Source organism: Streptomyces sp. NPDC046909, from assembly GCF_040644695.1.
Lineage (GTDB): Bacteria > Actinomycetota > Actinomycetes > Streptomycetales > Streptomycetaceae > Streptomyces.
This window is the reverse complement of record NZ_JBEYXC010000001.1, coordinates 974,610-987,304: the sequence shown is the minus strand read 5'-3', so window position 1 is coordinate 987,304 and position 12,695 is coordinate 974,610. Positions and strand designations below refer to the sequence as shown.

The window sequence follows — 12,695 nt, the reverse complement described above, 5'->3', positions numbered from 1 at the left end:
GCGTCGGGGGGCGGGCAGCCCGGCTGGGCGGTGCGGTGCGCGCCCGGCGGGCCCAACGACTACGTGTATGTGATCGTCCAGCCCGTCGGCTGGCCCCCGCTGACCGAGCTGATCGGCCGCCCGGAACTCGCCGAGGACCCCGAATGGGCCACCCCCGAGGCCCGGTTGCCGAAACTGGCCAAGATGTTCCAGCTGATCGAGGAGTGGACCTCGACCCTGCCCAAGTGGCAGGTCCTGGAACAGCTGAACGGCCACAACATTCCGTGCGGGCCGATCCTGTCCACCCGGGAGATCATCGAGGACGCGTCGCTGGCGGCGAACGAGATCGTCGTCGAGGTCGAGCATCCGCAGCGGGGGCGGTTCACGACCGTCGGCAATCCCCTCAAGCTCTCCGACTCCCCCACCCGTATCACCACCGCACCCCTGCTGGGCCAGCACACCGAAGAAATCCTCATCGGCGAACTCGGCCTGGGAGATGAAGAGTTGCGGTTGCTCAGGGCGAGTGGGGTGATCGGATGACGTGACCGAGCACGGGGCCTGGTCGACGGTGCGCGTCGGTCGGCTCCGGGATCCGTGCGCGCACGAAAGGAATTTGGACAGGGGGCGCTGGCCAGATCTTTCGACGCAAGGAGTGTTCGACCAGATGACAACCATCGATTACTCGACGTCCGTCCCCTACAGGGAGGTGACGGACCGCAACGGCCGCGTGTACCGAGTCGGCGAGACCGACAAGGACATCATGGGGCGGCCGCGATGGACCATGGTGCTCTTCCCCTGGATGGGCATGCTGGGCATCAGTTCCTCGGAGTACGCGTTCACCTCGGCCGAGGACACCCTGCACGAGGCGCATCTGTGGAGCAGCGGGCACATCTTCTGGCTGATGGGTGTCTGGGTGTTCTTCCAGGCGGCCGTGGCCTTCCCCGCCGGACAGCTGCGTGAGAGCGGAAAGCTTCCCGCGCGGTACGCGATGATGCTCGGCGCGCTGGGCACGGTCCTGGGCTATCTCTCCCTGGCCTTCGCGCCGAATGTGATCGTGGCCTATCTGGGCTTCGGTGTGTGCAGCGGTATCGGTGCCGGTCTCGTCTACGCGACCTGCGTGAACATGGTCGGCAAGTGGTATCCGGAGCGCAAGGGCGGCAAGACCGGCATGGTCAACGGCGGTTTCGCCTATGGCTCGGTGCCCTTCGTGTTCCTGTTCACCTCGTACATGGATCTGAGCAACTACAAGAGCGTCCTGGTGATGGTCGGCCTGATCTGCTGCTCGGTCGTGGCGTTCGCGGGATGGTTCTTCAAGGACCCGCCGAAGAACTGGTGGCCCGCGCACGTCGACCCGCTCAAGATGACCGACGACCCGAAGATCCGGCGGGCGCTGGAGAAGAACCCGCCGGCGACCAAGCAGTACACCCCGAAGGAGGCCGCGCGTCAGCCCGTCCTCTGGATGATGTGGTTCTGTCTGCTCTGCACGGCCGGCATCAACATCTTCGGTATCGCCTTCCAGGTGCCGTTCGGCAAGGACATGGGCTTCGCGGGCGGGATCGTGGCCACGGCGATGTCCCTGAAGGCGATCGTCAACGGCACGGGGCGTGGCGTCATCGGCTGGATCTCCGACAAGTTCGGCCGCCGCAACACGCTGATCATCGTGTGCCTGGTGCTGGGCACCGCCCAGTTCGGTGTGCTGGTCTCCGGCCAGATGGGCAGCATGCCGTTCTTCCTCTTCTGCTCCATGGTCTCCGGCTTCGGCGGCGGCGCGATCTTCCCGCTGTTCGCCGCCATGACCGCGGACTACTTCGGTGAGAACAACAACGCCTCCAACTACGGCATGGTCTACAGCTCGAAGCTCATCTCCGGCCTCGTCGGCTCCGGAGTCGGCTCGATCGTGGTCGGCGCCTGGGACTACGAGGGCGCGTTCGTGCTGGCCGGCTCGATCGGTCTGTGCTCCGCGGTACTGGCCGTGTTCCTGAAGGCGCCCGGCACACCGAGGACCACGCGCGGTATCGCCCCCAACCCCCAGCCGCTCGGCGAGGAAATGGCCTGACCGGCACGCCCGGTCCGACACTCATGGCCTGACACGGAGGAATTGCCCTGCAATGACGGCAGATCCCATCGCGAAGAACAGTTCGACCACCTCCCCCGACGCCGCACATCGTCCCTACCGAGAAGTGACCGACGCGCACGGCCGCGTGTACCGCGTCGGCGAGACCGACCGGGACATCCTCGGTCACTCGCGCAAGCTCATGGTGTATCTGCCATGGATCGCCATGATGGCCATCAGTGTCTTCGAATACGCGTACGGCTCGGCGGAGGACACCCTGTCCCACGCCCATGGCTGGACGCAGAGCAACACCTTCTGGATCCTCAGTGTCTGGGTCTTCTTCCAGGCCGGCATCGCCTTCCCGGCGGGCTGGCTGCGGGAGAGAGGCGTACTGACGGCCCGCAAGGCCATGTACATCGGCTCGGGCCTGTGTGCGATCGGGTTCCTCGCCCTGTCGCATCTGAGCAATGTCTGGCTGGCGATCCTGGGCTTCGGCGTCGTCGGGGGCATCGGCGCCGGGCTCGTCTACGCGACCTGCATCAACATGGTCGGCAAGTGGTTCCCCGAACGCCGGGGAGCGCGGACCGGGTTCGTCAACGGCGGATTCGCGTACGGGTCGCTGCCGTTCATCTTCATCTTCAACTACGGCTTCGACACCGCGAACTACCACCGGGTCCTGGACCTGATCGGCTGCTACATCATGATCGTGGTCCTGGCCTCCGCGTTCTTCTTCAAGGACCCGCCGAAGAACTGGTGGCCCGCGGACATCGATCCGCTGACGTTCTCCGGCGACGCGAAGAACGCGACGAGCCTCGCCAAGAACCCTCCCGCGGCACGGCAGTACACGCCCAAGGAGGCCATCAGGACCGGCATGCTCCCCCTGATGTGGGTGTCCATCGTGCTGACCGCGGGGGTGTCGATCTTCGGGATCTCCTTCCAGGTCGACTACGCGAAGGAGGTGGGTTTCGGCCCGCTGGTGGCGGCCTCGTCGATGGGTGTCATGGCGGTCATCAACGGCATCGGGCGGGGTGTCGTGGGCTGGCTGTCCGACAAGTGGGGCCGCAAGTCCACCCTGGTGTTCGTCATCGTCGTCCTGGGCCTGGCCCAGTTCGGGGTGATCTGGGCGGGCGACGTCAAGAGCGAGGCGCTGTTCCTGTTCTTCGCCTTCCTCTCCGGCTTCGGCGGCGGCGCGTTCTACCCGCTGTTCGCGGCGCTCACCCCGGACTACTTCGGGGAGAACTACAACGCCTCCAACTACGGGCTGGTGTACAGCGGCAAGCTGATCAGCGGCCTGCTCGGCGGCGGTCTCGGCTCCATGGTGGTCGCCGCCTGGGGGTACGACGGGGCGTACGCCCTGGCCGGTGCCGTGTCCATGGTGGCCGCGGTGATCGCTCTGCTGCTGCGGCAGCCGGGGCGGACGCCGGTGTCCCAGCCGGCCGGCTGACGGCACGCGCGCGTGAGGAGGCCCTCCCGGGATTCCGGGAGGGCCTCCTCACGTCCACGGACAGGTCAGCACTTCTCGCGCAGCGAATGGAGGTACGCGCTGGAGCGGCGCGCGAACGTGAACGACTCGGTGGGCTGGTCGTGTTCGGCCTGCCAGTGGTGGGCGAACCGCTCCCCGCGCAGTCGTGTCACGGCGGAGATGAACCGCTGGTAGTCGATGTCTCCGTCGCCGACGTCGGTCATCCGGTAGCCGTAGGTGTTCGCGGGGTCGCTGACGCCGTCCTTCACATGGAACAGCGGATAGCGGTGGGGCTGCCTGAGGACGTAGTCGAGCGGCTCGAACGGGGCCGCCGTGCCGTCGGGCCGCTTGGAGAAGCGGAACTGGCCCGAGTACGCCCAGAAGATGTCCATCTCCAGGAACACCAGGTCGGGGTCGGTCTCGGCGAGCAGCACGTCGTAGAGGCGGACCTTGGGGTTGTCGGTGGCGAAGGAGAACTCCTCGGAGTGGTTGTGCTGGTAGAACTTCATGCCGCGCGCCTTGGCCGCCGCGCCGTAGGTGTTGAACTCCTCGGCCGCCTGCTTCCAGGCGTCGACGGTGGAGCCGTAGCGGAAGGGTCCCGAGGCGGTGCCGATGTGCTTGAGGCCGAGGGCCTGGGCGTCGTCGAGGACCTTGGTGAGGTTCTGGGCGAAGGTGTAGGCGTTCGGGTCGTCGGAGTAGTAGCCGACGTGGCTGCCGATGGGGTTCAGGCCGTGGTTCCTGGCCAGCCGCTTGAGCTGGGCGAGGGTGATCGGCCCGGCCGAGCCCTGGGTGTATCCGGCGAACTCGACCTCGTCGTAGCCGTACTTCTCCAGCTCGGCGAAGACGGGGGCGAAGCCGAGGGTGGAGACCTTGTCGCGCAGGCTGTAGAGCTGGATGCCGAGCCGACCCGGAGGCAGGACGGGACGGCCGCGACCGGCGGCGCCGGGGGCGGGGGCGGCACCGGCGGGCGTGGCCGCGGCACCCACGAGCGCGGCGGCGGTGGCGCCCGCGGCCACGCCGAGCATGCCTCGTCTGCTGAGGCGGTGGGTGAGTTCGGGGTCGGGCTGGGAGATGCGGCTCATGCCTGGGACTCCTCGGTGTCGGAGGGCGTTGTCAGTGGCGGGTGCTTCACTGGGGACCAGTCAGGAGAGGCCGGCCAGTCGCAGCAGGAGCGACTTCACGTCGGTGGCCGCGACGCGGTCGCCGACAGCACGGGGGGTGGAGCAGATGAGGAGCGGACCTTCGTCGTCGCTCGCGGGGAGGCGGCCGTGGCTGCCCCGAATAGGTGAGGGATCCAGCGGCACGACCGCCATGCGGTAGCGCAGCCCGAGTTTCTTGCGGGCCAGCGCGCCGGCCGCCTTGACCTTGACGTAGGGGTCGAGGGGATCCATGAAGAGTTCGACCGGGTCGTAGCCGGGTTTGCGGTGGATCTCGACGAGTCGCGCGAAGTCGGGCGCGCGGGCGTCGTCGAGCCAGTAGTAGTAGGTGAACCAGGCGTCCGGCTCCGCGACGGCGACCAGCTCGCCGGAGCGCGGATGGTCGAGGTGGTGGGTCTTCTTGCCCTCGTCGTCCAGGAGTTGCTCGATGCCGGGCAGGCCGTCGAGCGCGGCCCGGGTCGCGTCCAGATCCTCGGGGCGCCGCACATAGACGTGGGCGATCTGGTGGTCGGCGACCGCGAAGGCACGGGAGGCCATCGGGTCGAGGTATTCCATGCCGTCCTGGGTGTGCACTTCGAGCAGTCCCGCGCGGCGCAGGGCCCGGTTGATGTCGACGGGACGGCTGACCCGGGTGATGCCGTACTCGGACAGCGCGACGACGGTACGGCCTTCCGCGCGGGCGTCGTCGAGGAGCGGGGCCATGACCCGGTCCAGGTCGGCGGCCGCCTTCAGGGAGCGCGGGTCGTCGGGGCCGAAGCGCTGCAGGTCGTAGTCGAGATGCGGGAGGTAGCACAGGGTCAGGTCGGGGTGCCGGGTGCGCATGATGTGGCGGGTCGCGTCGATGATCCAGCGGCTGGAGACGAGGTCGGCGCCGGGTCCCCAGAAGTGGAAGAGGGGGAAGGTGCCGAGTTTCTCGGTGAGTTCGTCGTGCAGGGCCGGGGGCCGGGTGTAGCAGTCGGGTTCCTTGCGGCCGTCGGAGTAGTAGATGGGACGGGGGGTGACGGTGATGTCGGTGTCGGCGCCCATGGCGTACCACCAGCAGATGTTGGCGACGGTGTAGCCGGGGTGGGCGCGGCGGGCGGCGTCCCAGAGTCTGTCGCCGGTGACCAGGCCGTTGTGCTGACGCCACAGGAGTACGTCGCCGAGGTCGCGGAAGTACCAGCCGTTGCCGACGATGCCGTGCTCGGCCGGGTGGGTGCCGGTGAGGAAGGTGGACTGGGCGGCGCAGGTGACGGCGGGCAGGACGGTGCCGAGGGGGGCCTGCGAGCCGGATCGGGCGAGGGTCTTGAGGTGGGGCATGTGGTCGAGGAGACGGGGGGTGAGGCCGACGACGTCGAGGACGAGGAGCGGGGTGGGGCCGGGGGCGGCGGCGGGCCGGTCGGGGTTCGTCGCGGCTTCGGGGGTGCTCATGGCAACTCTTTCAGGCCGAGGTCGGTCAACAGGTCGCGGGCGAGGGTGAGTTCGGCGGCGATGCCGTCGGCGAGCTGGGTCCGGGCGCGGGGGCGCAGCTCGGGCGGGAGGGCCTGCCAGGTGTAGGTCTCGACCTCCAGGTGGCGGGTGAGCGGGTGCGGGCCGCCGACCAGCCGGGTCAGCGCGGTCTTGAGGACGGGGAGGGTGGAGGTGAGGGGTGCGGCGGGGGCCGCGTGCAGGGGGACGTGGAAGTGGGCGCGCCAGGGGCTCGCGTCGGGCAGGGTGTCGCCGCCGAGGGCCTCGCCGAGGTCGTCGGTGCCGCGCAGGCCGACGGCGGTGGCCGTGCGGGTCTGGTGCAGGAAGCGGGGTTCGTCGAAGGCGGCGAGGGCCGCGCGGACCTCGGGGAGGTGGGGGTGTTCGGCGTGCAGGGCCGCCGAGAGCTGGGATTTGACGACGGGGACGCCGGCTTCGGTGAGGGCGTCGACGGCGGTGTGCGGATCTTCGAAGGAGGTGGCGAGGTGGCAGGTGTCGACGCAGACGCCGATCCGGGGGTGGGCGATCGCGGCGAGTGGGGCGAGGGCGTCCCGGGTGGTCTCCACCACGCAGCCGGGTTCCGGTTCGAGGCCGATGCGGACGGAGCGCCCGGTCAGCTCCTCCAGGGCGTCGAGGCGTTCGGCGAGCGTGCGCAGGGCCTTCTCGTGGCGTCCGGTGTCACGGGCGGCGGTGCGCCAGGCGAGCGGCAGGGTGGAGATGCTGCCGTCGGTTACGTCGTCGGGGAGGAGTCCGGCCAGGACGCGGGCCAGGGCGGTGGTGTGTTCGAGGCGTTCGGGGTCGGCCCAGTCCGGTTTGTAGACGCGGTACTTGACCTCTTCGGCGCCGAATCCCTCGTAGGGGAAGCCGTTGAGGGTGACGACCTCCAGGCCGCGCCGGTCGAGTTCGGCGCGCAGGGTGCGCAGGGCGGACGGGTCGGCGTCGAGGGTGCGGGCGGCGTCCGCGGCCAGCCACAGTCCGATGCCGAGGCGGTCGCGGCCGAGACGGCGGCGGACGGGTTCGCAGTGGTCGCGGAGCTGGGTGAGGACGCCGTCGAGGGTTTCGGCGGGGTGGACGTTGGTGCAGTAGGCGAGGTGGACGGTGGTGCCGTCGGGGTGGCGGAAGCGCATGCCCTACTCGCCCCCGCGCAGGATGGAGTTGCCCTCGTGGGTGGCGCCGGGTGCCGGGGCGGTCCCGGAGCCTTCGGGGTCGAGGACGAGGCGGCCGCTGAGTCCGTAGAAGGCGACGGGGTTGCGCCACAGCACCAGGTCGACGTCGTCCTCGGTGAAGCCGCTCGCGAGCATGGTGTCGGCGACCCGGCGGGTCTTGAGGGGGTCGCTCCTGCCCCAGTCCGCGGCGGAGTTCACGAGCACGTTCTGTGGGCCGTACTCCTTGAGGATCGCGACCATCCGCTCCTCGTCCATCTTGGTGTCGGGATAGACGGAGAAGCCGAGCCAGCAGCCGCCGTCCTTGGCCTCCTTGACGGTGGTCTCGTTGAGGTGGTCGACGAGGACGTGGTCCGGGGGCAGCGCGGACTCCCGGACGACGTCGAGGGTGCGGCGCAGCCCGGCGAGTTTGTCGCGGTGCGGGGTGTGGACGAGGGCGGGCAGCGCGTGGTCGGCGGCGAGCTGGAGCTGGGCGGCGAGGGCGGTGTCCTCGGCGGGGGTCATGGAGTCGTAGCCGATCTCGCCGACGGCGACGACCTGGTCCTTGACGAGATACCGGGGCAGTTCGTCGAGGACGGGCACACAGCGCGGGTCGTTCGCCTCCTTCGGATTGAGGGCGAGCGTGCAGTGGTGGGCGATGCCGTACTGGGCGGCGCGGAAGGGCTCCCAGCCGAGGAGGGCGTCGAAGTAGTCGAGGAAGGAGGAGGGCGAGGTGCGGGGCTGGCCGAGCCAGAAGGAGGGTTCGACGACGGCACGGACACCTGCGGCGTACATGGCCTCGTAGTCGTCGGTGGTGCGGGAGGTCATGTGGATGTGGGGGTCGAAGAGGCGCATCAGGACTGCTCCTTGGACTCGGGCGGCCCCGCCTGGGTCAGGGCAAGCGCGCGGTGGAGGTCTTCGGGCACGTCACGCCCCGCGGCGGTGCGTTCGGCGGCGTAGTCGCCGAGCATGCGGGCGAGTTCGGCATCGGCGCGGGCGCGGTCGGCCAGGCCGGCGACGGCGTCGACGGGCACACCGGTGAAGAGGCACTTCAGGACGGCGTGCCGCCACTGGTGGGGGTCGAGATGGCGGGCCGCGTAGGGGCCGACGGCGGCGGCGAGGAGCCGGGTGTCGTTGGTGCGCAGGGCGTCCTCGACGAGCGGGAGCGCGTCCGGACCCGGCACCAGGTGGGGCAGGGCGTGCAGGACGGCTCGGCGTTCGGCGGCTGTGCCCTGCTGGTAGACGCGGGTGAGGGCGGCCGTATCGGCGCGGGCCGCGTGCAGGATCAGGACACGGACGGCGTCGGCGTGCTCGGGACCGCAACGGCGTCCGGCCTCGGCGAGGCGCAGCTCCCACACGGAGATCGGGCCGTGGGTGCCGGGGTGGGCGGTGGCCTCGGCGAGGGCCTGGTCGAGCCAGGCGCGGGCGGCCCCGGTGAGCCGGCTGTCGAGCCGGTCGTGGAGGGCGGTGGGAGGGGTGTGGGCGGGTATCTCGGTGTCCGACGTGGTGTGGGCGCGGGTCATGTGCTGCTCCCTTCAGAGGTGGCGGAGGGATCGCCGAGGGGTGGGACAGATGGGGCCGCCGCTCGGTGGAGGAACGGGAGGGACTGCGCGGCGAAGTGCGGGCCCGCGTGGGAGTGGCGGGGCAGTTCGACGACGGTGAGTCCCTGGTAGCCGGTGTCGGCCAGGGCGGCGAGGACGGGCGGGAAGTCGATCTCCCCGTCGCCGAACGGGAGGTGCTCGTGGACACCGCGGCGCATGTCCTCGATCTGCACGTGCCGGATCCACGGGGCGGCGGCGCGTACGCAGGCGGCGGGCGGCAGCGGTTCGAGGCACTGGCAGTGGCCGATGTCGAGGGTGAGCCCGAGGTGCTCGGGGTCACCGAGCTCGCGCCGGAGGCGGTGGAAGTCGGCGAGGGTGGCGAGGAGGTGGCCCGGCTCCGGCTCGACGGCGAGGGGCACGTCGGCGGTGGCGGCGGCCTCCAGCACGGGCGTGAGCGCCTCGGCGAGCCGCCGCCATGCCGTGCCCGGGTCGGTGTCCGTCGGGGTGATGCCGCTGAAGCAGTGCACGGCGTGCGCACCGAGGTCGGCGGCGACCCGCACGGCACGGATCAGCAGGTCGACACGGCGGGCACGGTCGTCCGGGTCGGCGTCGAGGAGGGAGGGGCCGTGCTTGCGGCGCGGGTCGAGGACATAGCGGGCACCCGTCTCCACGGTGACGTCCAGACCGAGCGCGTCCAGCCGTCGGGCGAGGCGGTGGGTGCGAGCGGGGAGGTCGGGGGCGAGCGGGTCGAGGTGCATGTGGTCGAGGGTCAGACCGACGCCGTCGTAGCCGAGGTCGGCGAGGAGTCCGAGGGCGTCGTCGAGGCGGAGGTCGGCGAGGCCGTTGGTTCCGTAGCCGAAGCGGAGGGGGGTGGTGGTGCCGCGGGATCGGGCTTCGGCGGGGGCGGGAGTGGTGGAGGTGCTGTTGGAGATGGCGGTGGTCGCGTCGAGGGTCATGTGATGCTCACCGTCCTCGCGAACTTCCGTCCGAGTGGGGCGAGTCCGGCGATGAGCAGGCCGGTGAGGCGGCTGCCGGAGCGGGTGGCGAGCGCGGCCTGGAGGGGGATCGTGGCGCGGATGCCGCTGCCGACGGCTCGTTGGGTGAGCGGGGGTGAGGGGTTGAGGGCCGCGTGGAAGTAGGGGCGGGCGGCGGTCGCGGCGTAGACGACGGCGAGAGCGGTGCGGAGGGTGTCCGAGGTGGTCGAGGTGGTCGAGGAGGCTGTCGGCAGGCCGGGAACGGCTGCTGCCCGTCGGCCTGCCGGCGGTCTCCGGCTGAGCAGGTGGGTCAGGGTGGCGGTCGTGGCGAGCGCCGCGAGAGGTGGGACGGGGTTGCCGCCCCGGGTTTCCTGGCGGGAGACGGTGGTGACCGCGAGGGTGTGGGTGCCGAGCAGCGCGGCCGAGGGGAGCGCTTCCCGGGTACGGCCCGTGGTGGCCGCGGCGCCCAGGAGCAGGTCGAGGCCGCGGGCTGCCGCCATGGCGACGGGGCCCGCGGCGGTGTGTTTGAGGGCGAGGTCGTACGCCCAGACGGTGGCCGCCAGAGGTACGGCGACCGTGAGAGCGGGGCGCCCCGCGCGGGCGGCGAGGGTCAGGCCGCCCGCGGTGAGGGCACAGGCCGCCGTCAGGGCCGCCGCCGGTCGGACACGGCCGGACGGGAGGGGACGGTGGGGGCGTTCGGCGGCGTCCTCGACACGGTCCGCCCAGTCGTTGAGAGCCATACCGGCCTCGTAGAGGCAGAGCGAGGAGCCGATGGCCAGCAGGGTGCGGGGTCCGGGTCGCATGCCGGTCACCGCCGCGCCGGCCAGGGCGTCGCCGGGGACGGTGAACAGGGCGGGCAGCCGCAGGAGTTCAACCCAGGCTCGTGCGCGGCTGGGGCGCACGGCGCCACCCGTGTCCGGACTCAACCCCGGTTCGGCCCCGGCGCGTCCGCGGCTCCGGCGCACAGGCCGACCCGAGTCCGGGCTCCACCCCGGTTCGCTCCCGGCACGTACGCGGCTCCGGCGCACCAGGCGCCCCGCGTCCAGGCTCACCCCCGCCGCACCGGCCCACCCCGCCACGCGCACCCCCGGTATCCGCCTCACCGCGCCTCCCCCAGAACCCCCGCGAACCCCCCGAGCACCGCGTACTGCTCCGCGAGCGCCGCCGCCCCCTCCCCCACCGGATCCTTGAAGGAGAAGCCGAGTTCGGCGAGCGGCCCGGACAGGCCCGCGGTCGTGGCGGCGTGTCCGGCGACGACGGTGGTGGCGAACGAGCCGCGCGCCCCGGTCAGCCGGACGCCGACCCGGTCGGAGGAAACGGACGCGGACATGGGCAGCCTCCTTGTGGAACGCGTCGTGCGTGAACCCCGTGCGAGGGGCAGCCGGTTGAAGCGGAAACCCGGTTCGGGGGCCGTCCTTGAGGCGCGAACCCCCTCAGGGGACCGCCTGTTGAGGAAAGACGGCGGGCGGAGGTCCGGCGTCCCCCGCCTGCCGCCGCTCAGCCGCCCTTGACGGGCAGTTCCTTGATCCGGACGTTCCGGAAGGACACCTGGTCGTCGGCTCCGTGGTTCTGGATGCCGATATGACCGTCGGTGAGGCTCCGGGCCGGGTCGGTATTGGTGAAATCGTTGATCTTCACGCCGTTGAGACAGACGCGGAGCCGTTCGCCCTCCACGCGGATCTCGTACGTGTTCCACTCGCCCGGCGGGTTCAGCGCGCGGTCGCGCTTCTTCAGGTCGGCGGAGCGGAAGCCGTAGACGGACCCGGTGGTCTTCTCCGGGACATCCGTGGCGTCGATCTGGATCTCATAGCCGTTGTTCACGGCCGACCACGGGTCGTCCGAGGGTGGGAAGCCCACGAACACGCCGGAGTTGTCGTCGCCGGCCTGCTTCCAGTCGAGCTTCAGCGAGTAGGCGCCGAAGCCGGAGACGGCGTACCAGAGCATCCCCATACCGCCGGTTGACATGATCGTGCCATTGCCGTCCAGGGCGAAGGAACCGGGGCCCGCCTGCCGCCAGCCGTCGAGCGAGGCCGCCGTACCGTCGAACAGTGGACGGTATCCGTTCTCCGGTCGACAGTCGGCCTGTGTCTCGCCGACCGCATACAGGATTCCGCCGACGAGGTGCTGACGGAATACAGGATCCGCGTACGACTCCTTCGTATGGCCGCCGCCCGTGTAGAAGGCGCGGCCGCCCTGGTAGTTCTGGCACCAGGCGATCGGGTGGTCGCCGTTCATCGTGCCGCCCGTGTACGACGTCTCGTCGAGCGAGGCGAGGACATGGGCCCGTTCCCGGGGGTTGGAGCGGTAGTTGTACCACTCGTCGGTCCGGTTCCAGGTCTGCCCCAGTGCCGAGGTCGCCGGGTGGGCGCGGTCCTCGACGACGACCGTCGCGGGCTGGATCGCCGGGTGCGACTGGAAGTATGCGCCGGCGAGGCCACCGTAGAACGCCCAGTCGTACTCGGTGTCGGCGGCGGCGTGGATGCCGACGTAGCCGCCGCCGTGCCGGATGTAGCCCTCGAACGCCGTCTGCTGGGCGGCGTCCAGGACGTCGCCCGTCGTCGACAGGAAGACGACCGCGTCGTAGCGGCGGAGGTTGCCGGAGGTGAAGGCGCCGGCGTCCTCCGTGGCGTCGACCGTGAAGCCGTTCGTCTCACCGAGCTGCTTCAGCGCGGCGACACCGTCGGGGATGGAGTCGTGCCGGAAGCCGGCCGTCTTGGAGAAGACCAGCACTCGTTGTCCGTCACCCCCGTCATGGACGTCGAGCTTGCCGGCGAGTTCGGTGTTGTCCGCCGCGTCGGCCTGGGGGGCGGTGAGGGTGAGCGACGCGCCCGCGAGGAGGGCGCCGCTCAGCAGGGCCGCCGCCTTGCGGAACGTGAGGCGGCGTCTGTGGGTCTCGATTCTGTCGGTGCCGGTGGTGCTGTCTTTCCCGTGCACGAGTGCCTCC

The 12,695-nt window shown here is 70.7% G+C and carries 11 protein-coding genes and 1 pseudogene; 3 read left to right on the top strand and 9 right to left on the bottom strand.

Going from position 1 to position 12,695, the window contains the following annotated elements:
* From ABZ928_RS04110 to ABZ928_RS04100, 3 genes are all read left to right on the top strand, one after another.
* A partial coding sequence (locus tag ABZ928_RS04110; protein ID WP_361514895.1) for a CoA transferase occupies positions 1-519 on the top strand: 519 nt, incomplete at its 5' end.
* A gap of 124 nt (positions 520-643) precedes the next feature.
* Positions 644-2,035 (top strand): OFA family MFS transporter, encoded by a 1,392-nt coding sequence (locus tag ABZ928_RS04105; RefSeq protein ID WP_361514894.1) that lies wholly within the window; start codon positions 644-646, stop codon positions 2,033-2,035.
* A 52-nt stretch (positions 2,036-2,087) separates the two neighbouring features.
* Positions 2,088-3,476, top strand: coding sequence for an OFA family MFS transporter (locus tag ABZ928_RS04100; RefSeq protein WP_361514893.1), 1,389 nt, complete (start codon positions 2,088-2,090; stop codon positions 3,474-3,476).
* 65 nt (positions 3,477-3,541) lie between these two features.
* On the opposite strand, the gene ABZ928_RS04095 is transcribed toward ABZ928_RS04100, so the two are convergent.
* The 9 genes and pseudogenes from ABZ928_RS04095 to ABZ928_RS04055 form a co-directional block, all read right to left on the bottom strand.
* A complete protein-coding gene (locus ABZ928_RS04095) occupies positions 3,542-4,576 on the bottom strand; it encodes a sugar phosphate isomerase/epimerase (protein ID WP_361514892.1) in 1,035 nt (344 codons plus the stop codon).
* A gap of 60 nt (positions 4,577-4,636) precedes the next feature.
* Positions 4,637-6,061 carry a nucleotide pyrophosphatase/phosphodiesterase family protein gene (locus ABZ928_RS04090; RefSeq protein WP_361514891.1) on the bottom strand — a complete coding sequence of 475 codons (1,425 nt, stop codon included), beginning with the start codon at positions 6,059-6,061 and terminating at the stop codon, positions 4,637-4,639.
* Positions 6,058-7,221: a metabolite traffic protein EboE gene (gene eboE, locus ABZ928_RS04085; RefSeq protein WP_361514890.1), complete on the bottom strand. Its 1,164-nt coding sequence runs from the start codon at positions 7,219-7,221 to the stop codon at positions 6,058-6,060. Before eboE ends, ABZ928_RS04090 begins: the two co-directional genes overlap by 4 nt.
* A 3-nt stretch (positions 7,222-7,224) precedes the next feature.
* Complete coding sequence (locus tag ABZ928_RS04080; protein ID WP_361514889.1) at positions 7,225-8,091, bottom strand: TatD family hydrolase; 867 nt, start codon at positions 8,089-8,091, stop codon at positions 7,225-7,227.
* The gene (locus tag ABZ928_RS04075) at positions 8,091-8,759 is read right to left on the bottom strand and encodes an EboA domain-containing protein (protein ID WP_361514888.1); all 669 of its coding nucleotides are present in this window, start codon (positions 8,757-8,759) and stop codon (positions 8,091-8,093) included. Before ABZ928_RS04075 ends, ABZ928_RS04080 begins: the two co-directional genes overlap by 1 nt.
* Complete coding sequence (locus ABZ928_RS04070) at positions 8,756-9,733, bottom strand: sugar phosphate isomerase/epimerase family protein (protein WP_361514887.1); 978 nt, start codon at positions 9,731-9,733, stop codon at positions 8,756-8,758. The genes ABZ928_RS04075 and ABZ928_RS04070 overlap by 4 nt, the downstream gene beginning before the upstream one ends.
* Complete coding sequence (locus ABZ928_RS04065) at positions 9,730-10,677, bottom strand: SCO3242 family prenyltransferase (RefSeq protein WP_361514886.1); 948 nt, start codon at positions 10,675-10,677, stop codon at positions 9,730-9,732. Before ABZ928_RS04065 ends, ABZ928_RS04070 begins: the two co-directional genes overlap by 4 nt.
* Before the next feature lie 173 nt (positions 10,678-10,850).
* Positions 10,851-10,979: pseudogene (locus tag ABZ928_RS04060) on the bottom strand (myo-inositol-1-phosphate synthase); the annotation flags it as partial.
* 269 nt (positions 10,980-11,248) lie between these two features.
* On the bottom strand, positions 11,249-12,685 hold the full coding sequence (locus tag ABZ928_RS04055) for a ThuA domain-containing protein (protein ID WP_361514885.1): 1,437 nt from the start codon (positions 12,683-12,685) through the stop codon (positions 11,249-11,251).
* Positions 12,686-12,695 lie beyond the last annotated feature (10 nt).